Annotated in this window: 17 protein-coding genes and 1 pseudogene; 14 read left to right on the top strand and 4 right to left on the bottom strand. The window is 60.3% G+C overall.

What is annotated here, in order from left to right; translation table 11 throughout:
- Positions 1–65 precede the first annotated feature (65 nt).
- Both ACYVNQ_RS09365 and ACYVNQ_RS09360 read left to right on the top strand, forming a co-directional pair.
- Positions 66–494 (top strand): NfeD family protein, encoded by a 429-nt coding sequence (locus ACYVNQ_RS09365; protein WP_460902675.1) that lies wholly within the window; start codon positions 66–68, stop codon positions 492–494.
- Between the two features lie 66 nt (positions 495–560).
- Positions 561–1,481 carry an SPFH domain-containing protein gene (locus tag ACYVNQ_RS09360; RefSeq protein WP_460902213.1) on the top strand — a complete coding sequence of 307 codons (921 nt, stop codon included), beginning with the start codon at positions 561–563 and terminating at the stop codon, positions 1,479–1,481.
- Between the two features lie 313 nt (positions 1,482–1,794).
- Here the strand turns inward: ACYVNQ_RS09360 and smpB are convergent, their stop codons facing one another.
- On the bottom strand, positions 1,795–2,241 hold the full coding sequence (gene smpB / locus ACYVNQ_RS09355) for an SsrA-binding protein SmpB (protein ID WP_460902212.1): 447 nt from the start codon (positions 2,239–2,241) through the stop codon (positions 1,795–1,797).
- A gap of 135 nt (positions 2,242–2,376) precedes the next feature.
- Here smpB and ACYVNQ_RS09350 point away from each other — a divergent pair, with 135 nt between their 5' ends.
- Together ACYVNQ_RS09350 and ACYVNQ_RS09345 are read left to right on the top strand one after the other, a co-directional pair.
- On the top strand, positions 2,377–2,814 hold the full coding sequence (locus ACYVNQ_RS09350; RefSeq protein WP_460902674.1) for a type II toxin-antitoxin system RatA family toxin: 438 nt from the start codon (positions 2,377–2,379) through the stop codon (positions 2,812–2,814).
- Positions 2,811–3,155, top strand: a complete 345-nt coding sequence (locus ACYVNQ_RS09345; protein ID WP_460902211.1) for an RnfH family protein — start codon at positions 2,811–2,813, stop codon at positions 3,153–3,155. The genes ACYVNQ_RS09350 and ACYVNQ_RS09345 overlap by 4 nt, the downstream gene beginning before the upstream one ends.
- Before the next feature lie 104 nt (positions 3,156–3,259).
- Here the strand turns inward: ACYVNQ_RS09345 and ACYVNQ_RS09340 are convergent, their stop codons facing one another.
- Positions 3,260–4,240 carry a DMT family transporter gene (locus ACYVNQ_RS09340; protein ID WP_460902210.1) on the bottom strand — a complete coding sequence of 327 codons (981 nt, stop codon included), beginning with the start codon at positions 4,238–4,240 and terminating at the stop codon, positions 3,260–3,262.
- A 249-nt stretch (positions 4,241–4,489) separates the two neighbouring features.
- On the opposite strand from ACYVNQ_RS09340, the gene guaB reads away from it, so the two are divergent.
- From guaB to guaA, 3 genes are all read left to right on the top strand, one after another.
- The gene (gene guaB, locus ACYVNQ_RS09335; RefSeq protein WP_460902209.1) at positions 4,490–5,950 is read left to right on the top strand and encodes an IMP dehydrogenase; all 1,461 of its coding nucleotides are present in this window, start codon (positions 4,490–4,492) and stop codon (positions 5,948–5,950) included.
- 6 nt (positions 5,951–5,956) lie between these two features.
- A complete protein-coding gene (locus ACYVNQ_RS09330) occupies positions 5,957–6,751 on the top strand; it encodes a hypothetical protein (RefSeq protein ID WP_460902208.1) in 795 nt (264 codons plus the stop codon).
- 212 nt (positions 6,752–6,963) lie between these two features.
- Entirely contained in the window at positions 6,964–8,547 is a 1,584-nt protein-coding gene (gene guaA, locus ACYVNQ_RS09325; RefSeq protein WP_460902207.1) for a glutamine-hydrolyzing GMP synthase, read from the top strand.
- Positions 8,548–9,085: 538 nt separating this feature from the next.
- Here the strand turns inward: guaA and ACYVNQ_RS09320 are convergent.
- Complete coding sequence (locus ACYVNQ_RS09320) at positions 9,086–9,532, bottom strand: hypothetical protein (RefSeq protein ID WP_460902206.1); 447 nt, start codon at positions 9,530–9,532, stop codon at positions 9,086–9,088.
- A 159-nt stretch (positions 9,533–9,691) separates the two neighbouring features.
- Here ACYVNQ_RS09320 and ACYVNQ_RS09315 point away from each other — a divergent pair, with 159 nt between their 5' ends.
- The 4 genes from ACYVNQ_RS09315 to ACYVNQ_RS09300 all read left to right on the top strand — a co-directional run bounded on the left by ACYVNQ_RS09315 (position 9,692) and on the right by ACYVNQ_RS09300 (position 15,340).
- Positions 9,692–10,012: a helix-turn-helix domain-containing protein gene (locus tag ACYVNQ_RS09315; protein ID WP_460902205.1), complete on the top strand. Its 321-nt coding sequence runs from the start codon at positions 9,692–9,694 to the stop codon at positions 10,010–10,012.
- Positions 10,013–10,243: 231 nt separating this feature from the next.
- Positions 10,244–11,050, top strand: coding sequence for a restriction endonuclease (locus ACYVNQ_RS09310; protein ID WP_460902204.1), 807 nt, complete (start codon positions 10,244–10,246; stop codon positions 11,048–11,050).
- A 14-nt stretch (positions 11,051–11,064) separates the two neighbouring features.
- Positions 11,065–11,844: a Hachiman antiphage defense system protein HamA gene (locus ACYVNQ_RS09305; RefSeq protein ID WP_460902203.1), complete on the top strand. Its 780-nt coding sequence runs from the start codon at positions 11,065–11,067 to the stop codon at positions 11,842–11,844.
- The gene (locus ACYVNQ_RS09300; RefSeq protein ID WP_460902202.1) at positions 11,828–15,340 is read left to right on the top strand and encodes a DEAD/DEAH box helicase; all 3,513 of its coding nucleotides are present in this window, start codon (positions 11,828–11,830) and stop codon (positions 15,338–15,340) included. The genes ACYVNQ_RS09305 and ACYVNQ_RS09300 overlap by 17 nt, the downstream gene beginning before the upstream one ends.
- Positions 15,341–15,613: 273 nt before the next feature.
- Here the strand turns inward: ACYVNQ_RS09300 and ACYVNQ_RS09295 are convergent.
- Positions 15,614–16,017 (bottom strand): annotated as a pseudogene (locus ACYVNQ_RS09295) (IS66 family transposase); the annotation flags it as partial.
- 644 nt (positions 16,018–16,661) lie between these two features.
- On the opposite strand from ACYVNQ_RS09295, the gene ACYVNQ_RS09290 reads away from it, so the two are divergent.
- From ACYVNQ_RS09290 to ACYVNQ_RS09280, 3 genes are read left to right on the top strand one after another with little or no spacing between them, the layout of a single operon-like run.
- A complete protein-coding gene (locus tag ACYVNQ_RS09290) occupies positions 16,662–17,582 on the top strand; it encodes a hypothetical protein (RefSeq protein ID WP_460902201.1) in 921 nt (306 codons plus the stop codon).
- Complete coding sequence (locus ACYVNQ_RS09285; RefSeq protein WP_460902200.1) at positions 17,582–19,492, top strand: tyrosyl-DNA phosphodiesterase 1; 1,911 nt, start codon at positions 17,582–17,584, stop codon at positions 19,490–19,492. The genes ACYVNQ_RS09290 and ACYVNQ_RS09285 overlap by 1 nt, the downstream gene beginning before the upstream one ends.
- Entirely contained in the window at positions 19,489–21,597 is a 2,109-nt protein-coding gene (locus ACYVNQ_RS09280) for an SNF2-related protein (RefSeq protein ID WP_460902199.1), read from the top strand. The genes ACYVNQ_RS09285 and ACYVNQ_RS09280 overlap by 4 nt, the downstream gene beginning before the upstream one ends.
- The last annotated feature ends 244 nt before the right edge of the window (positions 21,598–21,841 follow it).

Here is a 21,841-nt window from a genome sequence, read left to right as displayed (position 1 = left end):
TGCTATAAACACCCCGGTAATCCGGGGTGTTTTGCTTTCTGGAGGCCAAAGTGACGCTAGCAGCAATGTTCTGGTGGGTCGGCGCGGGCGTGCTGATCGTGCTCGAACTGTTGATCGGCACGTTCTATCTGTTGATGATCGCGCTCGGTTTTATCGCCGCGGCGCTCGCGCGTCTGGCGGGCGCGGATCTCGCGGTGCAGGTCGGTGTGGCGGCCGTGGTTGCGCTGATCGCGGTGGCGGTGTTGCGGCGCTCGCGTTTCGGGCGCCGGCAGCGTATCGAGGCGTCGCGCAATCCAGATGTCAATCTTGATATCGGTGAAACGCTGGCGGTGCCCGAATGGCACGACCGCCGCGCACGCACGCAGTATCGCGGCTGTGCGTGGGACGTCGAGCTCGCACCGGGCGAACCGGAAGACGCGCGTCTGTATGAAATTTCCGCGATGCGCGGCAGCTGTCTTGTCGTCGTCGCCAGCCGCCATGCGGCGCATGCGTAAAGGCGAGCCAGGCGCGCAAGCTCACGCGCAAACAAGAATTCAGAACGAAGCAAAAAGGGGTGCCGTATGGAATCGATGATTTTCGCGGTCGTGCTTCTGATCATCGTGATGGTGGTCGTGGCGCGCACGGTCAAGATCGTGCCGCAGCAGCATGCATGGGTGGTCGAGCGGCTTGGCCGCTATCACGCAACCTTGACGCCTGGCGCGACGCTGGTACTGCCGTTTATCGATCGCATCGCGTACAAGCACGTGCTGAAGGAAATCCCGCTCGACGTGCCGAGCCAGGTGTGTATCACGCGCGACAACACGCAGTTGCAGGTGGATGGCGTGCTGTACTTTCAGGTCACCGACCCGATGAAGGCGTCGTACGGTTCGAGCAACTTCGTGCTGGCGATCACGCAGCTGTCGCAAACCACGCTGCGTTCGGTGATCGGCAAACTCGAACTGGACAAGACCTTCGAGGAGCGCGATTTCATCAACCACAACATCGTGTCGTCGCTCGACCAGGCCGCGTCGAACTGGGGTGTGAAGGTGCTGCGCTACGAGATCAAGGACCTGACGCCGCCCAAGGAAATCCTGCACGCGATGCAGCGGCAGATCACCGCCGAGCGTGAGAAACGCGCGCTGATTGCGGCGTCGGAAGGGCGCAAGCAGGAGCAGATCAATATCGCGTCGGGCAGCCGTGAAGCGGCGATCCAGCAGTCCGAAGGCGAGCGGCAGGCATCGATCAACCAGGCGCAAGGGCAGGCCGCGGCGATTCTTGCGGTGGCCGAGGCGAATGCGCAGGCGATCCAGAAGATCGCGGCGGCGATCCAGTCGAACGGCGGCATGGAGGCGGTGAACCTGAAGGTGGCCGAGCAGTACGTGAACGCGTTCGGCAATGTGGCGAAACAGGGCAATACGCTGATCGTGCCGGGCAATTTCGCGGATATGAGCTCGATGATCGCTTCGGCGCTGGCCATCGTGAAGCGCAGCAACGAAGCTTGAGGCTGGGTGGCGAGTGCGTTCGCCGGCATTGCAAGAAGGGATCGCGTCGCGGCGCACGATGGCCTTCGCCTCAGGAAAACACGACGGAAGGGGCGCGTACGCTTGTTACCCGAGCGAACGTGCGGGCCGCACGCATAAGGATAGTGGTCGGCCGCTGAAGCACCAGCGAGGCGCCTCAGCGGGCGCAGGTGCACCGCCTTCGGGTGTTTTCATCAGCGTAGATGACGGCCTGGCGGCACCGCAGGCCACGGCAGAAGTCTGCGACGGCCCGCCCCGCACACAGGCGGCTGCCACCGCCACTGACGCCCTCGCGTCAGGTCGGCGTGCGCATCAAACGCGCCTTTTCCCGCTCCCAGTCGCGTTTCTTCTCGGTTTCGCGCTTGTCGTGTAGCTTCTTGCCCTTCGCGAGACCAATCTCGCACTTCACGCGCCCGCCCTTATAGTGAAAGTTCAGCGGCACCAGCGTATAGCCCTTCTGTTCGACCTTGCCGATCAGTTTGCTGATCTCCTCCGCGTGCAGCAGCAGTTTGCGGGTACGCACCGGGTCGGGGTGGATGTGCGTCGACGCTTCGGGCAACGGGCTGATGTGCGTGCCGATCAGGTATAGCTCGGCGGCCTTGATCACCACATAGCCTTCCTTGATCTGGCCGCGTCCGGCGCGTAGCGCCTTGACCTCCCATCCTTCGAGCACGAGACCGGCCTCGTAGCGTTCCTCGATCGAGTAATCGAAGAAGGCCTTCCTGTTTTCGATGATGCTCATGAATGGAAATTGCCCAACTCGTTTAAAATCGCAATTTTAGCAAAGCGGTGCGCCGAAAACCGCCATGCTTTAACGCGATTGCATTTACGCGATTTTTATCCCGCTTTCACTCTCGCCGCGCGCGCCGTTCAATTTATGGCTGATGTCCAGAAAACCGTGCTGATACGCCACTCGGCGGAACAGATGTTCGATCTCGTCACCGATGTCGGCGACTACCCCAATTTCCTGCCATGGTGCGGCGGCGTCGAAGTGCGCCGGCAGGACGAGAACGGCATGGAGGCGCGCATCGACATCAACTTCAAGGGCATCCGCCAGCACTTCGCGACCCACAACCGCCAGCAGCGGCCGTCGCGCATCGACATGGAGTTCGCCGACGGCCCGTTTCGCAAGTTCACCGGCTTCTGGCGCTTCACGCCACTGCGCGCGGACGCGTGCAAGATCGAGTTCGCACTGCACTACGAGTTCACCAACATCATCCTCGAGAAGCTGATCGGACCGGTGTTCAACCATATCGCGAACACTTTCGTCGAATCGTTCGTCAAGCGCGCCGACCAGCGCTACGGCAAGACATGAGCGCGCCGCTTGCGGGGGGCGTTTCGGTGGAGGTCTGTTATGCGCTGGCCGGGCGCCAGACGCTGATTTCAGTCCAACTGCCGGCCGGCGCCAGCGTGCAGCAGGCGATCGACGCCAGCGGCGTGCTGCAGCGCCATCCGGAGATCGATCTGACGAAACAGAAAGTCGGCGTGTTCGGCAGGGTGAAGGCGCTCGATACGGTGCTTGCCGATCACGATCGCGTCGAAATCTACCGGCCGCTGATCGTCGACCCGAAGCTTGCGCGGCAGCGGCGCGTCGACAAGACGCGCAAGGAAGGGTCGGTGGAAGGGCGCAAGTGGCAGTCGAAGGACTCGCGCTAGGCCGCGTACGCGGGCCTGCCGGCGTCGTTTGAAAAAGCGGCGCGCTTTGAGGGAGTCGGCGCACGGGCCCCGATACGGCGCATGTAACCAACGCCCAAGCCGGCTCAGTGCACGGCCGTCTGTGCCTCTTCCTCCAGCGGCGCGCGCTTCGCGCCGTCATCCGCATGACGCCGCACCGACCAGCTGACGCCCGCGAGCAGCAGCGCAATGGCCGCCGCTTCGAGCGGACGCGGCAGCCGGTGGTCGTAGATGAACGCGTAGAGCAGCGCAAAGAGCGTTTCAAACACGATCAGCTGGCCCGACAACGTGAGCGGCAGGCGCTTGGACGCCGCGTTCCACAGCCCGTTGCCGAGCCACGACGCGCCGATGGCCACGCCCAGATTCATCAGCCAGAACGACTGCCAGCGCGCGGGGTCGACCGGTGCGCTGACCACGCTTTGCGGCAGCAGCGCCACCAGCGCCCAGAGCACCGCGCCGAGCAGCCCCGTGACAATGCCCCACAGCGCCGACCATTCGGCGCCGGTGAAGTGCGTATTGCGCTGAAGATAGCGGGCGTTTTCGACCGCGAACCAAGTCCACGCCGCCAGCGCGCCGACTGCGCAGGCCACCCCGGCAAGGCGCGTCAGCAGGCTGGCGCCCGCAGCATCGCCGCCGGCGCCGCTGAACACATCCGCATTGATGCAGGCGATGCCGGTCAACACCATCGCCAGCGGCCACGCCAGACGCGCCAGCGGCACCGCGCCGTGGTCGCGCCGGCCGAGCAGCGTGACGGTCACCGGCAGCACGCCGATGATCAGCGACGCAGGCGCAATGCCGACCATATGCACCGCGCTCGACAGCAGCAGGTAGTAAAGCAGGTTGCCGACCAGCGCCAACACGAACAGCGCTTTCAGATCGGCAGCGGTCAGCCGCCTGAGCAGCGAGCGCGCGAACGGCAGCGACACCAGCACCGACACCGCGCCGTACATCATGTAACGCCCTGCGCTCAGCAGCAGCGGCGAAAAGTCCGACAGCATCCGGGGCACCAGAAACACGATCCCCCACAGGGCGCCCGCCATCATTCCGTACATCACGCCGCGCTGCATCCGAGTGCCCCAATTGCAAGATTCAAGGTTCGCGCAGGATACCGCGGCGGTGCCCGCCGGGTCTTGTTCGATCCTGCAACGCGGCGCAAGCGGCAAACGAAACCGCTTCGAACGCGACCTGAACGGAAAAGCGAAATCCCCGGCTGCGAGGCGTGGAAAAAACGTCGCGAAATTCGCTAACCCGCTGTTCGCGCAGTGAAAACCGGCGCGAATCGCGTATAATTCGGTTTTGCGCCTATAGGATTTGCCATGCGTCTGATCCAAAAAGCACTCACATTCGATGACGTGCTCCTCGTCCCGGCCTTCTCCGACGTTCTGCCGCGCGACACCAGCCTGAAAACCCGGCTGACCCGCAAGATCTCCCTGAATATGCCCCTCGTGTCCGCCGCCATGGACACCGTCACCGAAGCGCGCCTTGCCATCGTCATGGCGCAGCAAGGCGGCATCGGCATCGTCCACAAGAATCTGTCGGCGGCCGAACAGGCGCGCGAAGTCGCGAAGGTCAAGCGCTTCGAATCCGGTGTGGTGCGCGATCCGATCACGGTACCGCCGCAAATGAAAGTGCGCGACGTGATCGCGCTGTCGCAGCAGCATGGCATTTCCGGCTTCCCGGTTGTCGAAGGCGCACAGCTGATCGGCATCGTCACCAATCGCGACCTGCGCTTCGAAACGCGCCTCGACGAAGCGGTGCGCACGATCATGACGCCGCGCGAGCGCCTCGTCACCGTGAAGGAAGGCACGCCGCTCGCCGAAGCGAAAGCGCTGATGCACAGCCATCGGCTCGAGCGCGTGCTGGTCATCAACGATTCATTCGAACTGCGCGGCCTGATGACCGTCAAGGACATTACCAAGCAGACCGAGCACCCGGAAGCCAGCAAGGACGAACACGGCAAGCTGCGCGTGGGCGCGGCGGTCGGTGTCGGCGCGGATAACGAAGAGCGCGTCGAACTGCTGGTGCAGGCGGGCGTCGACGTGATCGTCGTCGATACCGCGCACGGCCATAGCAAGGGCGTGCTCGAGCGCGTGCAGTGGGTCAAGAAGAATTTCCCGCACGTCGAAGTGATCGGCGGCAACATCGCGACGGCCAGTGCGGCGCGTGCGCTCGTCGAATACGGCGCGGACGGCGTGAAGGTCGGTATCGGCCCGGGCTCGATCTGCACGACGCGGATCGTCGCCGGTGTCGGCGTACCACAGATCAGCGCGATTTCGAATGTGGCTGATGCGCTGCGCGGCACCGGCGTGCCGCTGATCGGCGACGGCGGCGTGCGCTTCTCGGGCGACGTCAGCAAGGCGCTCGCGGCAGGCGCGGATACGGTGATGATGGGCAGCATGTTCGCCGGCACCGAAGAATCGCCGGGCGACGTGTTCCTGTATCAGGGCCGCCAGTACAAGTCGTACCGCGGCATGGGTTCGGTCGGCGCGATGAAGGACGGCGCGGCAGACCGCTACTTCCAGGACAACTCCGCGAATATCGACAAGCTCGTGCCGGAAGGTATCGAAGGCCGTGTCGCGTACAAGGGCTCGGTCAGCGCGATCCTGTTCCAGCTGATCGGCGGTGTGCGCGCCAGCATGGGCTACTGCGGCTGCAACACGATCGACGAGCTGCATGAGAAAGCCGAGTTCGTGCAGATCACGGCAGCCGGGATGCGCGAGTCGCACGTGCACGACGTGCAGATCACCAAGGAAGCCCCTAACTACCACGTGGACTAATCGCCGATGAAGCCGCTGCTGCGTGCCGTACTGATCATCGATGCATTGCTGCTGCTGGCGTTCGGGCTGCTGTTTCTGCTCACGCCGTGGAAGTCGCTGTACGCCGGGCTGCAACTGGTGCAGACCGAGCCGGCGCTGGTCGGTCAGGGCTTCGGCATCGCGCTGATCGGTCTTGCGTGGCTGGCGTTGCACGCATCGATCGACGGCGCGTTGACCACGGCCACGGCACGCGTCATTGGCCATGTGAACTGGCTGGTCGCCGTGCTGATGCTGGTGTGGCTGATCGGTTTGCATACGCCTGCGCTGACCGGTTTCGGTCAGCTGGTGGCGGTGCTGACAGCGGTCGTGCTGCTGGTGGTGGGCTTGGGCGGCGTGCGGCTGGCCAGCGCTGTCCGGCGCCGCGAACGCGCGCTGGCTGCGGAAACGGCCGCCGCGGATCGCGCGCAGCGCGCCGCGGCGCGCCAGGCGGCGAAAGACGCCAAGCGGGACGCCCGAAGGCAGGACGTCGTACATGTCGAGCCCGTGGCGGCTGGATATGCGTCGGCCAGCGAACCGGTAGTCGAGCCGGTGCTATCGCCGCGGCAGGCAACCGTCGTCGATCCGGCCACTGGCCGCACCGTCGACACCGCAACGGGCCGCACGGTCGATCCGATCAGCGGGCGTCCGGTGGCGGATCCGGCCGTGGCAGCATCGCCGGTACCGCCTGTGTCGTCAGCGCCGCTTACCGAGCGCGAGGCTGAAGCCGCACGCGAAGAAGCGCGCCGGGACGCCGCCGGCACGCGTCCACCGTTTCATGGCTGAGCGGCCGCTACGCACCGCTTTCGTTATCTGCTCTGTCAGTCCGTTTGCGTGGTGTCGTGGTTGGCCTTCGATGTATCCGCATGTTCTGTGTCGAGTGGCGGCGCTTGCGTGCGCCGCGGCCGCCATTCAAGCCGCTCGAACCTTGACCCTATCCGTGCCGCGCCTCGCGCGCGGCGCTCCGTATCCGTTCCTTTTCGATTCCGTCCGCTGCCATGCATGACAAAATCCTGATCCTCGACTTCGGTTCGCAAGTCACCCAACTGATCGCGCGACGCATCCGCGAAGCGCATGTGTTGTCGGAAATTCATCCGCACGACGTCAGCGACGAATTTATTCGCGCCTTCAAGCCGACCGGCGTGATCCTGTCGGGCGGCCCGAGCTCGGTGGTCGAGCTCGACACGCCGCGCGCGCCGCAAGCGGTATTCGAACTCGGCGTGCCGGTGCTCGGCATTTGCTACGGCATGCAGACGATGGCCGAGCAGCTGGGCGGCAAGGTCGAAAACGGCCACGTGCGCGAATTCGGTTATGCGGAAGTGCGCGCGCGCAACCACACGAGCTTTCTCGACGGCATCCAGGATTTCAGCACCGCGGAAGGCCACGGCATGCTGAAGGTGTGGATGAGCCACGGCGACAAGGTGCTCGAGATGCCGCAAGGCTTCAAGCTGATGGCTTCGACCGAGTCGTGCCCGATCGCCGCGATGGCCGACGAAGAGCGGCATTTCTACGGGCTGCAGTGGCACCCGGAAGTCACGCATACGGTGCAGGGGCGCGCGATGCTCGAGCGCTTCGTGCTGAAGATCTGCGGCGCGAAGCCCGATTGGGAGATGGGCAACTATATCGACGAAGCGGTCGAGCAGATTCGCGCGCAGGTCGGCAAGGAGCACGTGATTCTCGGGCTGTCGGGCGGCGTGGATTCGTCGGTGGCGGCGGCGCTGCTGCATCGCGCGATCGGCGATCAGCTGACCTGTGTGTTCGTCGACCACGGCCTGCTGCGGTTGAACGAAGCCGAGCAGGTGATGGCGACGTTTGCCGATCACCTGGGCGTGAAGGTGATTCACGTCGATGCGAGCGGAGCGTTTCTGTCGAAGCTGGCGGGCGTGACCGATCCGGAAGCGAAGCGCAAGATCATCGGCGCGGAGTTCGTCGAAGTGTTCCAGACGGAAGCGGGCAAGCTGACCGACGCGAAATGGCTCGCGCAGGGCACGATCTATCCGGACGTGATCGAATCGGCCGGCAAGGGCAAGAAGGCGACGCAGACGATCAAGAGCCATCACAACGTCGGCGGGTTGCCGGAGACGCTGAATCTGAAGCTGCTCGAGCCGCTGCGCGAACTGTTCAAGGATGAAGTGCGCGAGCTGGGCGTGAAGCTGGGGTTGCCGCCGGCGATGGTGTATCGCCATCCGTTCCCGGGGCCGGGCCTGGGCGTGCGGATTCTGGGTGAGGTGAAGCGCGAGTTTGCCGATCTGCTGCGCCGCGCGGATGCGATTTTCATCGAGACGCTGCGCACGTTTATCGACAAGGAAACCGGTAAGTCGTGGTACGACCTGACGAGCCAGGCGTTTGCAGTGTTTCTGCCGGTGAAGAGCGTGGGCGTGATGGGCGACGGGCGTACTTACGAGTACGTGGTTGCGCTGCGTGCGGTGCAGACGCTCGATTTCATGACCGCGCATTGGGCGCATTTGCCGCATGAACTGCTGGGGCATGCGTCGAACCGCATCATTAACGAGGTGCGGGGCATCAATCGCGTGGTTTATGACATCTCGGGGAAGCCGCCGGCGACGATTGAGTGGGAGTGATTGAAACTGCTTCCCATGCAATCGCGGCCAGTCCCATTCCCATTAGGACGATGCCGCTTGATTGCGAGGCATGATGCATGTACGCGGTTCCCCATGCATAGAAGTCCCACTACAGAAAATTGACGCCTATGGCGGCGAGCCAGAACCCGCGCTTCGTGAAAAGGCGCTAGCCGAACCGCCGCCGACAATGGTGACTGAAAAGTCGGATACCCTCGGCAATCCCGACGGCTGTGCCTAGGATGATCGCGAGTTTTAGAAATTCCATAGAATATTCTCCCGGCGTTCGGTGCAAGCACATCGCTTGACCCTCATCGGTCGGAAAGGTGTGGATGCGAGACGTCCGAATCGGCTGCCTTTTTCAATATAGATGGCAGTGCCGCAAATGCAGCGACCTGCAATTCCTAGCATTTCGGACTTAGTAATGCCGAAGTGCATCCCTTGTCGGTTACAGCCTACTTGGTGCTAATGCATGAGTTTTTTCACCAGGAACGAAGCCTCTGCTGGATGAGTGTCACGTCGCAGCATATTGATCGGATGCTCAAGAGCTTCGCCTTGTCACGTTGCAGGAGCACGGTCGTACAACTCCAGAAGGAATTGATTCCATGGTGTCCCGATGGGCATCGTTGACATCGGTGCAAAGGTTGGCCGACGAAGTCCTCCCGTCTAAGCGCAGTTTGGAAAGGATCGGGATGCTGATCTGTGCGATGACTCGGTCATCCGTGTTCGGCACGTCAGGCTGATCGTCGTTTGCCAGAAAGAACAGAGTCGCGGTGAGTTCGACATCTTCGTCCAGTCGTCCATTTTCAGCGTGACGCTCTTGGGCTGCCGCGAGACTGTACGAAAGCATCATGTCCTTGCTGTGTTGAGTGATCCATTGCTCCGCCTCTATCACTTCCGAGTTGAACGTTTGCAGACGACTGTATTCCTGCTCGGTCAGCGTTATGCGGAAATCGATCGACGGAAACGGGATTGGCAAATGGTCCATTTTCAACCTGACGACGGCAGAGGGCGGGCGGCGTATCGCTCAGGAGGGTTGTCACTAGCGAGTCTAAGCAGAATCGACCAAGTTAGCTACGAAAATCGTAGTATCTGAAGCGAACTTTTGCAACGATATTCGTAGCTCGTTTGTAATGGGCTACTCTGAATGTCTGCAGCGTATTCGTCTGTTTTTGGAACACGACTCAAAGAGGCGCGTCTGACGGCCGGGCTATCGCAGAGGCAACTCGGTATTGAGGCTGGGCTGGATCCCTTCGTTGCTAGCACTCGTATTAATCGTTACGAACTCGGCATTCACAAGGTCGAATACACATTTGCGCTTCGTCTTGCGGAAGTGCTGCGAGTGTCCGTTGCTTTCTTCTATGCTGATGACACTGAGCTGGCGCGCTTGATTCTCGCTTTCAGCCAGTTGTCGAACGTTCGACGAGGTCAACTCGTGTCGCAAGCTGAGGCGTGGGTAGCTGGGTAGAGACGTTTGCGCATCGAAGTCCACATGCCGTCAGTTTTTGCTAACGCATTTTGCTTGGTTCTCGGCCGTGTATCTTTCCTTCGGGGATATACCCTTCGAGTCTAAGGTTTATAGGCAAATCTACGGCTGGGCTTATAGTCGTCTTCAAGGAGGAAGTTTATTAGCACGATCCGATCCATAGATCTTCGATTCATCGATGATCTTGTCGACTTCATCCGGGGTTCGGGGTACGTGCTGGATTTCTCCGACGCCAGCTTCTCCAATTTCTTTGCCTCCGAGTTAAAGGTCAATATCGACGATCCTATGTATGCGGTGCAAGGCCGCTCAAAGGGTAAGCGTTTGCGCTATTTCCTTCAGCACTGCGACGACGCAACCGCGGCACGCACCCTGACTACACTCTGGGAGCATCGTTCCGAATATCTTTCTCGCACAGGTGGGAAAGACCCTGTTATCAATGCGGAAGCGCGATTCAAGAGCTTGATGAGTCGCCTGTCTGGTGGGGTGACTACACAACCAACAATGCCCATAGCGCCGGACAGCGTCGTCGGCCAGCAGAAGCTCGCACAGATTAAGGTCAACCTTCTTCAGGTTGCATCTCTTAGCCCGCAGGCACGAGGTTATGCCTTTGAGGGTTTTCTAAAGGAACTGTTCGACACGTTTGGTCTAACCGCCCGTGAGCCGTTCAGGCTCCGTGGCGAGCAAATCGATGGCAGCTTTCAACTTCGTGGCGACATCTATCTACTTGAAGCCAAATGGCACGGCCAGCCTATCGGGGTGGCCGAGTTGCATACATTCCACGGTAAGATCGAACAGAAAGCCTCTTGGACCCGCGGCCTCTTTGTTAGCAACAGCGGCTTCACCGATGATGGCCTTTTGGCCTTTGGACGAGGCAAGCGCGTGATTTGTATGGACGGACTCGATCTCTATGAGATGCTGGATCGAGAGATCCCGCTTACTCAAGTTCTTGAACGCAAGATTCGCCGCGCTGCCGAAACGGGTTCGCCCTTCGTTCGCGTCCGCGATCTCTTTCCGCACTGACCTGAAGGAAGAGCATGGCGCAGTTCAATGATTGGTGCCTGTCTGTCGATGAACTGGTAGGACATCACTTTCGTCGTGTAATGACCGGACAGCCTGGTAAGCTTGTGACGGGAATTCAGGCCACAGCGGCAATCATTCCCGGACACTACGCGTCAGAGGAGCAGGTAGCACGCACATTAGCACGCCTCGGTAAGCCGGCGGCGGCCGCGTTGATTCAGGGCAAACTTCCTACCACCAAGGCGATCCGCTCTGGCGATCTCGGTGAGATCTATGCAACTGAGTGGATCGCTGCGCACAGTGGCGGCTATCAGGTGCCTATCAAGCGATTACGGTGGAAGGACCATCGCAATATGGCTATGCGCGGTGATGACGTGATTGGCATCCTTCAAGACCCTCAGACCCGACGTCTCCATTTCCTGAAGACGGAAGCAAAGAGCCGCGCGACACTCACCGCTCAAGTCCTCAACGACGCTCGAGCTGCTCTTGATAAGGACGGTGGGTTGCCTTCTGCTCATGCCCTGTCTTTCATCTCGGCACGTCTTCTCGAACTAGGCAATCGGCCCCTTGCCGATGCGATCGACGATGCACTGCTCAAACATGGCATCTTGGTACAGCACGTCCGGCATCTGCTATTTACCTTTTCCGGAAATGCGCCGGACGCTCTGTTAAGCGCTGCGTTTCAGACTTATCCCGGGCCGGTTACCCAATGGGGAGTTGGTCTTCGTATAGAGGGCCACGTCGCCTTCATCGGTGCAGTCTATGACCAGGTGATCGCCAATGCCAACAACGTCTGAAGCAATAGCGGCCGCCATCGAAGAAGCTGCCGTCGCTGGCTTTCGTGGCCATCTTATCGCGCGAGGACAGGCGCGAGCGATCATCTGGCGCGATGGAGCGCTTCCGCCTGATGCACCAGCCTTTGCACCACAGCTTAGTTACGACCTGCATTCCTACGGCTACGCGCTTCTTGGCCTCGGCCTTCGGCTTCGCGAACTCGGTGGGAATGACGCACAAGCTCGCATCGCTTTTGAGCAAGCTGCTACAGCGCTTGAGGCTGTCATCGCAAAAGGTGATCGTCAGGAGGTCGATCGCAACTTTCACTTCATCATGGCAGCAGCAAGCTATCATCTTGCGCATCTCTCCGCTCGCGCTTATTCATTACTCTCGATCGTCGAAGCCGATGAAAATTTCTCGCAAATCGAGCGCGTACTCGCCCAATTGATGCGACGGAATTTCGGTGCTCTACGCTTCAGTACCCTCAATTACCGTGCCTCTGGCGAAGGCAGCGATGCCCGGATTGCTGCTGGCCTTCAGGAAAATCTGGATCAGCTCGACGGAACTACCGATCACTTCGACAGCGACGATAGCTTTGTCTTTGACTGCCTTGACACGGCACTGACCGATGCGTTTCTCGCGGCCATGGCACTTTTCCTCACGGCTCTTGAGCGCAGTGACCGGCCTCTGCTCGATCGGGCGCTCGATCGGCTCCGGGTAGGCCTTGCCGCTTGCAGTGAGTTGAATATGGTCCCGCAGTGGTGGGCGCATCGCATAGCGATCCATCTCCTGCCTGACCTCTGGTCGAATACGTTTCACGAGAGAGTGCCGCTCCAACCTGCGGGTGGCGAAGCGGCTGACTGGCCTCGCCTTCGAGAGCTGTTCATTGCATTGCTGCAACGTCGGGCGAAAGCCGAGATCGACCTTTGGCCATCGCAAATCGAGGCCGCAACCCGGGCCGTCGATCAGTCCGACGATCTGGTGGTTTCTCTCCCCACGAGTGCCGGTAAGACACGCATTGCGGAACTATGCATCCTGCGCTGCCTTGCGGGCGACAAGCGGGTGTTTTTCGTGACTCCACTTCGCGCGCTATCGGCTCAAACGGAAACGACTTTGGAGAGAACTTTCGGTCCGCTTGGCAAGACGATCTCAGCGCTCTACGGCAGTATTGGGGTGAGCGGTTTCGATGAGGATGCGATTCGCGAACGGGACATCGTAGTCACCACGCCGGAAAAACTCGATTTTGCGCTACGCAGTGACCCCTCTCTGCTTGACGACGTTGGTTTGCTCGTCTTCGACGAAGGCCACATGATTGGTCTCAATGAGCGCGAGGTCCGTTATGAGGTGCAGATCCAGCGGCTTCTTCGCCGCCCCGATGCCCAGGAGCGGCGCATCGTATGTCTCTCGGCGATCTTGCCCGATGGCGATCAGCTTGATGATTTTTCGGCGTGGCTGCGGCGAGATCACCCCGGAGGCTTAATCAAGAACGATTGGCGTCCCACCCGGTTACGGTTCGGTGAAGTAGTATGGACATCACCTTCCGCGCGATTGAATCTTCGCGTAGGCGACGAGCGCCCATGGGTGCAACGCTTCATAACCGGGGCTGTGCCCCCGACGTGGACTCCGCCCAAGCGTCGCCGAACCCGCCTATTCCCTGACAATCAACGTGAGCTGTGTTTGGCGACTGCTTGGCGGTTGGTCGAAGATGAGCAGACCGTCTTGATTTTCTGCCCGGAAAGGCGAAGCGTCGAGCCCTTCGCAGATGTAATCGTCGATCTTTACGAGCGCGGTTCGTTGCGCTCACTGCTTGAAGCTGATCCTGCGGTTCTAAATACGGCGATCGCGCTTGGAGAGGAATGGCTCGGGCCAAATAGCGCGATCCTCAAATGCCTTCGTTTAGGTGTCGCATTGCATCACGGTGCCCTTCCGACCGCCTATCGCAAGGAAGTCGAGCGTCTGCTACGAGATAATGTGCTCAAGGTGACTATTTCCTCACCAACCTTAGCGCAGGGCCTCAATCTCTCAGCCACTGCCGTTATCATGCATTCCCTCCATCGGAGTGGGGAACGGATCGAAATCTCAGAGTTCAAGAATGTGATCGGGCGAGCCGGTCGAGCCTACGTTGACGTCGAAGGTATCGTGCTCTTCCCGATGTTCGACGACATTGCGAAAAAACGGGGTAACTGGGAGGCGCTCATCACGGATCTCGGTGCACGAGAAATGGAAAGTGGTCTCGTGCGGCTCATCGCGGTGCTGCTGTCGCGTATGCGCACACACACGGGTGGTAATCTGGATCAGCTCGTCGAATATGTGGTTAACAATGCAGAGGCTTGGAGTTTCCCGGAAATAGCAAATGAAGAGCCCGAGGATCATGAGCGTGCTCTTGCCGATTGGGAGAGACATGTCTCCACGCTCGACACCGCTATACTTAGTCTCATTGGCGAAAATGATATCCCAGAGGAGGGGGTAGAGGCTGCGCTGGACGACATTTTGCAGTCTTCACTCTGGCATCGCCGTCTACTGCGCCGGAATGAACAGGTGCAACGGGTGCTCAAGGCGGGTCTTGTGTCTCGTAGTCGATATATCTGGAGTCAATCAACGGCTGCGCGCCGTCGGGGCTATTTCTTGGCTGGCGTTGGGTTGACTACTGGGCACGCGCTCGATGCAATTGCCGTGCAATCCAATCTTCTTTTGATTCAGGCAAATGAGGCCATCCTCAGAGACGACGCGGAAGCGGCTATTGCAGCGATCACGGCAGTTGCCGAGCACGTCTTTGCTTTCTATCCCTTTGCGCCTGACCCGTTACCCGATGATTGGCGGGACGTTCTGCGTGTTTGGCTTTTAGGTCTACCTCTGGCCGGCATCGCTGCGGGTCAAGAGTCGGAAACGCTGCAGTTCATCGAAGGGGGGCTTGTCTATCGCCTGCCTTGGGCGATGGAGGCCATCCGCGTTCGTGCGGCCGCTAACGGTGACACCGTCGACGATATCTTGGTTGATGACTATGAGCTTGGCCTGGTAGTCCCTGCTGTTGAAACTGGAACGCTTAAGCGCTCGTCTTCGATTCTCATCCAGGCCGGATTTAATTCTAGGCTTGCCGCCATCAAGGCTGTCGCTGATACCGGCGCGACTTTTCAGAATGGTTGGGAGCTACGACGGTGGCTCAAATCGGAAGCAGTCGGCGAGCGAAACGCGCAACCCGACTGGCCAACAGCTGAGACGAAGGCGATGTGGACTGATTTCGTGCAAAGTTTTAGTCCACATGAAAGCCGTATTTGGGCCAAGCGGTCGTATTGGGCAAACGTGTTTTGGCACAAGACTCCGCCGCCGCCAGGCACCCCCGTTCAGATTCATAAGTGGCGCGATTGGTTATGCGTACTCTCGGCTGACGGCGCATTCTTGGGGCGTGTGCCGTCATCGCTCAATCCTACGCGAGTAGGTTTGATTCACGCCAATATGTCTCCGGATATCAACAAGATCAACATTACCTATCTCGGCCCTGACGACTTGTTTGTTGCCTGATGCTCTATGAGCTGTTGATGGCTTGTTTATGACACGCGCGAGCCTCATCGTGACATGGGCGCTGGATCTGGGGGCGTAGCTCCGTGGCAGCATCCGTTTGTAATCGGCAGGTGGGTGTTGAATATGGTTACCCAAAACCGGCGGTAGCCTATCTTGCCATCCCTTGTTTTCCGTGCATTTTTTGTAGCCAGAGTAAACACTGAGCGCAAAGGTTGCTGCCTTCGCGTAAACGTCCCATCGATCGTAAGCGTGTAGCCAGTGACGTCTTGACCTGACGTCATTGAGTTTCGCGGTGGCGATCAGGCTATAGATCACAGCTGCACGTTCGCCACCTGAATCGGCGCCGGCGAACAGGTAATCGCGCCGTCCGATCGCCACGCCGCGCAATGCCCGCTCGACCGGCAGGTTGTCGATCTCCAGTTGCCCATCGCCGCAATAGCGCGTGAGCGCTTCCCACCGGTTCAACGCATAGAGAATCGCCCGGCTCGTGTCGGACTTGCGCGAGAGCGTCTCCAGCGTGGCGGTGAGCCACGTGTGAAGCTGATCGAGCAGCGGCTGCGCATGTGTCTGCCAATACGCTCGACGCTCGACTCTTCAACCTTGTAGAGCGCACCAATGCGCTCCAGCGCTTCGGTGTTCAGCGCGCTGGGGCGTGCCGCGTGCAACTCGTAGAGCTGCACTTGGTCACCGCGTTGCATGGCGAGGACGGGTCCAGACTGTAGATCGTTGTTCCATGTAGCGGGGTTGCCACAGCTTGCGGGGCGGTTGTTGCCACACTTCCGTGTGCTAGGATTTCTTAAAATTCGTCGATGCAACGCAGGCCACTGCTGGATGAGCTGCACCAAAGCCGGGGATATCGTTGGGCACAATAACAGAATGGTTCTACACCGCTCCTTTAGAGGATTTCGCGGTACGACGTGGCGATCCGCTCGGGATGCGTCATGTCGCTGAGGAGATTGCCGAGTTGCTGGCTCCGGGGTTGTCGAATCGCACTACGGACGCGCGCTGGCTGTCGATCATATGCTGGGCGCTTGAGCACGCGCACCCGGCGTGGCGCAAGTTCGGTGCTGGCGCTGACGAGGATACGGTCGCATCGCGCGACGCGGCGAGAAGTCTCTACACGTGGATTCGCCCGCTAGAACTGCTATGGATTGCGCGCACGTTCAAGGCGACCTCGGACCAGGCGGCCGAGCGTCGGCAATTGCCAGGCGTGCAGGCCGTCCGGCGATGGATCGAGGGTGGGGCTACTGAGGCGCGCTTTGGCATGTTCCCCGAATCGTACGCACGCTATCGCTTTAACGGCGTGTACGGAGCTTATCGAGTGGCGCTGCGCTCGCTTCCGGGTCTTACGATCGGAGCGGATGGCTGGAGGCTCGACAGCCATGGCAAGGTGCTCGCGGAGATCGTGCATGGCAGCGTGCGGATGAAGCCGGCGCAGAGCATCGGTGGGGGCCGTCGTTCGCTGCCGGAAGAACATTGGCTCGAACGGTTTGAGTGGCATCGTGGCCGCGGTACGCACACTTGTCTGCCGACGGTGTTGACCGACGCACAGCGTCTTCCAGCGGACGAGTCCCGGGTGCTGGCACAGTCGCTGTTTTCGTCGGCGGCCGGCGACGAAGATGGCCGACGACGCAGGAGCGTACTTGAGGCCGCCGCGGCTTCCCCGGCGACAACGCGGCCCGCACTCTATGCTGACATCGCACGCCGCCTCGCAGGCGAACCCTCGACCGAACGCCTCCAATACTGGTCCGCATTCTCCGAGCTTGCTGACGCGGGCATTGCCGCGATGAATGCTTGCTGGAGTGTGGCTGGAAAGTGCGATGCGGGCAGCGGTGGAACGGGTGCGACGACAATCGATGGCGTACTCGCTCACAGCGACGTGGTTCATGCATTGGACGAACTCGGGCGCGCCGCAAAACGCTGGAAGAAAGAAGGGACTTCGGCTGGCTCGTTCTCCGTCGCCGATGTGTTGGCGAGCGGTATCGTCGCAGCTGGCGCCGATCGGAGGCGCAGGCTGAAAGCGCTTGAACGGCATCATGCGACTTATGGCGGCGGGCTTCGTTGGCTCATGTTTAGCGGAAACGACTTGAAACTACTCGCGCCGTCGCGTGGCGGCAAGGCGAGCAACTATCGCGTGAGGATCGAAGCGCTGAGCCGTCTGGGCGTGCAGTGTGGCGTCATCAAGCACATTCCCGACGCATTGCTCGGCGCAGATGCGTTCGACCCGGACGGAGCGATGTAATGGCGACATCCAGCACGAAACGGAAGCTTCTGGCGCAACAATGGAAACCGCTTGCCGGGATCGGTCGAAGCGACACTGGCCGACTGCTCGGCGCGTTGCTCACTACCTACGATTCACCGGATCCGTCCGTATTGATCGAGCATTATCTGTCGCATTGGCTCGGCCTCGAAAACAGCTATGTCAGCGAGACGGACGACCGGCTGCGCTACTTCGCCGAGCTTGAGGCGGCACTTCGAGGTATCAAAGGGCGCATTGCAATCGTGTCGTCGGGCGGCGATTCGCCTGCCTGTGCCGAAGGCTGGATTTGGAATTACATCGCGCGCTTTCAGGTTGGCGCGACCGGCGCAGCGACCCAGCACGCGAAGCTCTGGATGCTCCACTACGAAGCAATCGAAGCGGGCGCGTCGCAGACGCTCGAAATCGTCATCTCGTCTGCGAACCTCACGCAACCTGGATTGAGTAACCAGATCCAGAGCGGATGGCGGTGCGTTGTGCCGCTGACCTCCACCGGATCGATTGCGCGCGAGAGGGGTTGGGGTTGCCTGCCAAACTTTATTGCTGAACTCGGCCGGGCATCAGGCGTGGATAGTGCGCGGATCGCCGATTGGCGTGAGCTGCTGCGCCGGGCGGCGTGTCCGGAAGGTGTCGAGTTTGTCGCAAGCGTAGCTGGCAAGCATTCCCCTGCGACGCTGCGCACGCGAGACACCGCATGGGGCGTTTCGGGACTTGCGAATCTCTGGTCGCGCAAGCATCCACGACAATTGACGGTGTTTACGCCCACGTTCGGACGTTGGAATCGCGACGCCTTTGTTCAATGGTGCGAGACGGCAGCTGTAGAACCACATGATGTCGCTTCGGCATGGATCGCGGGTGAGCATCCTTGGGCCGACAACTGGCAACTAGATCCCTCCAGCGAACGTGCGCTCACAAACGCGGGAATGCAATGGCGCGAGATCGCCGCGCCCGATGGCGTCAAGCAGAGTCCGCTAGGCGACGAACATAAGCAGGAAGACCGGCGCTGGAGCCACGCGAAACTCTATGAGCTTCGCGAGGGCAATCAGCGCCGTCTGCTTGTAACGTCGGCAAATTTCAGCGAGTCGGCTTGGGGCCGGTGGAATCAGGACGGTAAGCTCGAGATCGCCAACTTCGAACTCGGCGTCGCGTTTCCGGTACGCGATGCCTTTGGCGGCCGACTGGGGCAAGGCGAATTTGTGCGGCATACCTCCGAGGTCGATTACAGCCACGACGCTGAGCAGCAGATCGGATGGCTCGCGGCCGACTGGGACGGGAAGACGCTTCAGATCGGATGCCGTGCGCAACGCCCGCTCGTGGCCCGGATTGAGGTTACGGTAGCGCGTGTAAAAAGTATCTGTTATCAGAGGGTTGAGTGGTCGAACGGCTTACCGTCCCAGGCCGCGCTTGCGTGGCCCGAGGCCAAAGGATACATCCCGGTCGCGGTGACGGTGACCACCACGAAAGGCGAATCGAGGACAACCCCGATTCACGACACCCGTACGAGCGACGATGGCCGCCTGCTTTGTCCTGACTACGACGAAGCGAAGCTGCGTGAAGCGGCCGATATTCTGCTTGAAGAAAAATACGGCTACGCACGCGTATCGGACGAAGGTGATCTCAAGGGCTCTGGCAACGGTAAGCGTAAAGGCGCTGCCAGCGGCGACTATGCGGTCGACGCTTATCTCGATGCACGCCGGCGCTTTCGCTGCGTCGACAACTGGTGGAACGATCTTCAGTCCGCCGACGAGAACTTGCGCAAGCAGATCGTCAGCGACGGCAGACAGCTCTACGAGCGCTGGCACAGAACGGGCGAGTCAGCGCCGCGCCTCGGCGAACGCGTCGCCGCGCGTATAGCAGCCGACGAACTTCAATTGAGAATCAGGCAGAACAAATGAGTCTGGATATCAATGCGCGCAGTTGGCAATTTCTCGACTGCAGGAAGGCGAAGCAGTATATCGAGTGCCACGATAGGCACCGAGCCCTGAACCCGGGATGGAAACAACTCAAGCTGCCCACAACCAAGCGCCAGTTCACCACCGCGAAAGCGATTCTCGACCGGATGAATGGCGGTACCGAGGGCATTCTGCTTGCCGATGATGCCGGTCTTGGCAAGACAACAGTCGCTACGCTGTGCGCATTGGTTTTCGCCGGAAACGGCAAGAGTGTGCGCATTCTCGCGCCGAACGACGTGATGGCGCGCCGCTGGCGTCAGGAACTGGAGTTGCATATCGACGCCGTCGCCGAGCATGCACGCGCCCTGAAACTGGATACGGCAAAAAACCGCCTGCGGAGCCACATCACGCGGCTGACCGATGGCACCATCGCTGTGTCGACGCATCATAAGGCGGAAAGGCTGATGTGCGATCTGCTGATCGTCGATGAAGCTCACAGGGCGCGTTCGGAACATTCCAGACTCGGGCAGGCTATCGGCGACGCACGAAACCGGATCGGCCGCCTGCTCGTCATTACCGCGACACCTTTTAGCATCGATCCGAACGATCTGGCGACACTGCTCCAGCGCATTGGCGGTGATGAGGCGGTGAAACCGATGCGGAATTATGCGGAGCTACTTACGAAGCTGTGGCTAGGACGCTATGCGAGCACGCCGCGCGAGATGATAGTCGAGCTTGGCGAGGCGGCACGCCTCGCGGTGAAGGAGATGAAGCCATTCGTGATCCGGCATGGGATCAAGGATCTGGCAGCCAGTGAGCGGAAAACGTTCGGCGAGATTTCTGATGTCGACGACGCCGAGGCGACCACACCGCTTGAGGCCTCCGAAGAACTTCTGGAGGTCATGCTGCGGGCCGATCGCGCTCTCGAATTGGGACAACGTTGCAAGGAGTGGCCGCACGTACGGCGCAATGACCCGCGCTATCACGTTTCGACGGGTAAGCTCGCGGAGGATCTTGAGGTACTGACGTGCAAAGTCGCCAGTCGGGGTCGCGACGCCGAGGCGCTTGCGGCCCACCATCATGGACGCCGCGCGCAAACCGTGCTACGAACAATCGGCACGCATCCGAAGATCGCCGACACCGTACAAATGGCGAAGTCGATTGTCGCTCAGGGCGAAAAGGTCCTGATCTTCTGCCGCCATCATCTCCCTGCGGCAGAGCTGACTGCGGCACTTGCGGATGCGATCCGCTGGCGAAAGGAGGCCGCAGGCCACGTCGATGCTAGGGCGATCTGGCGCAGTGCCTGGGATGAGGTTTTCGAGCAGGAGTGGGAGGCGGTCAAAGGGCGCACAGCCGAAACTCGCCTCGACAATTTCACTGAATGGCTGTGTTCGGATGGCGTGCGTGCCCAAGTTGGTCACTGGTTTGGTGAGACAGTAGCATCGGCTCTCGTTTCGAAGCGATCACTCATTACCGGACTCGCGCGCGACACGAACGCCGGATACCGGATCGCCGCGCAGGCGAAGCATTTGTACCGTCAACTGATCGATCGGGAGTCGGCCTCGACGCGCTCAATCTTGTTGCGAAGCGATCCACAGAGACTCCCGGGCGCGACGCATGCACGAGTGGCCGCGGTCTGCGATCCAGGAGACAGCGCGTTCGGGCAACCCTATCCGGAGGTGTTCTTCACGAACGCGCCCGATACGGTAGTGGCCGTGTTCAACAGCCCGTTCGGTCCGGATGTTCTAGTTAGCACGGACACCCTTAGCGAAGGCGTCGACTTGCACCGTTTTTGCCGCCACCTGATTCACCACGAATTGGATCCGAGCCCCGTCCGGACGGTGCAGCGAAACGGCCGCCTGCGTCGAGTTGATTCCTGGGCGTCCAAAGTTGGGAAGCCGATTCGCATTCTTTATCCGGCCTTGATGGGTACGCGAGACGAGAAAACTGTCGCGATCATGCGACAACGGATTTCACAGTTCGATCTGCTTATGGGAGGTGTGCGCGAGGAAGTCGATGCGGACGCCGTCAATGACGATCTCACCGGTGTAGCGGATATTCTCGATCACGCGGGTGAAAAGATGCGCGGGTTGAACCTGTTGCCTTGAAAAGGCGGCCGAGCACGGTGTAGGGGCGACGAATGTGGCGACAGTGCCGCTTGGGAGCAGTAACTTTAAGAAATACCGCAAGTAATAGCTCGGTGCTATGCGAGTACGCTTGACAGCAGATGACTGGCGATCTGTTGCTGCGTAAGCGAGTTCTCAGCACCGTCTGGAACTGAGCATTGAGTTTGGCTACTTTGGTGTCCACCAAATTTTATAGTGGGCGCAATCGTGGACAGACCAGCACAAG

The sequence above is a fragment of the Paraburkholderia jirisanensis genome, assembly GCF_054782355.1.
This window is presented reverse-complemented; position numbering and strand designations above follow the sequence as displayed.

Bases quoted from the DNA above. Each gene is read 5' to 3' on its own strand.
- ACYVNQ_RS09320 (WP_460902206.1), bottom strand. From the start codon at position 9,532: ATGGACCATTTGCCAATCCCGTTTCCGTCGATCGATTTCCGCATAACG.
- ACYVNQ_RS09330 (WP_460902208.1), top strand. From the start codon at position 5,957: ATGAAGCCGCTGCTGCGTGCCGTACTGATCATCGATGCATTGCTGCTG.
- smpB (WP_460902212.1), bottom strand. From the start codon at position 2,241: ATGAGCATCATCGAAAACAGGAAGGCCTTCTTCGATTACTCGATCGAG.
- ACYVNQ_RS09305 (WP_460902203.1), top strand. From the start codon at position 11,065: ATGGCGCAGTTCAATGATTGGTGCCTGTCTGTCGATGAACTGGTAGGA.
- ACYVNQ_RS09315 (WP_460902205.1), top strand. From the start codon at position 9,692: ATGTCTGCAGCGTATTCGTCTGTTTTTGGAACACGACTCAAAGAGGCG.
- guaA (WP_460902207.1), top strand. From the start codon at position 6,964: ATGCATGACAAAATCCTGATCCTCGACTTCGGTTCGCAAGTCACCCAA.
- ACYVNQ_RS09360 (WP_460902213.1), top strand. From the start codon at position 561: ATGGAATCGATGATTTTCGCGGTCGTGCTTCTGATCATCGTGATGGTG.
- ACYVNQ_RS09350 (WP_460902674.1), top strand. From the start codon at position 2,377: ATGGCTGATGTCCAGAAAACCGTGCTGATACGCCACTCGGCGGAACAG.
- ACYVNQ_RS09345 (WP_460902211.1), top strand. From the start codon at position 2,811: ATGAGCGCGCCGCTTGCGGGGGGCGTTTCGGTGGAGGTCTGTTATGCG.
- guaB (WP_460902209.1), top strand. From the start codon at position 4,490: ATGCGTCTGATCCAAAAAGCACTCACATTCGATGACGTGCTCCTCGTC.
- ACYVNQ_RS09300 (WP_460902202.1), top strand. From the start codon at position 11,828: ATGCCAACAACGTCTGAAGCAATAGCGGCCGCCATCGAAGAAGCTGCC.
- ACYVNQ_RS09365 (WP_460902675.1), top strand. From the start codon at position 66: ATGTTCTGGTGGGTCGGCGCGGGCGTGCTGATCGTGCTCGAACTGTTG.
- ACYVNQ_RS09280 (WP_460902199.1), top strand. From the start codon at position 19,489: ATGAGTCTGGATATCAATGCGCGCAGTTGGCAATTTCTCGACTGCAGG.
- ACYVNQ_RS09285 (WP_460902200.1), top strand. From the start codon at position 17,582: ATGGCGACATCCAGCACGAAACGGAAGCTTCTGGCGCAACAATGGAAA.
- ACYVNQ_RS09340 (WP_460902210.1), bottom strand. From the start codon at position 4,240: ATGCAGCGCGGCGTGATGTACGGAATGATGGCGGGCGCCCTGTGGGGG.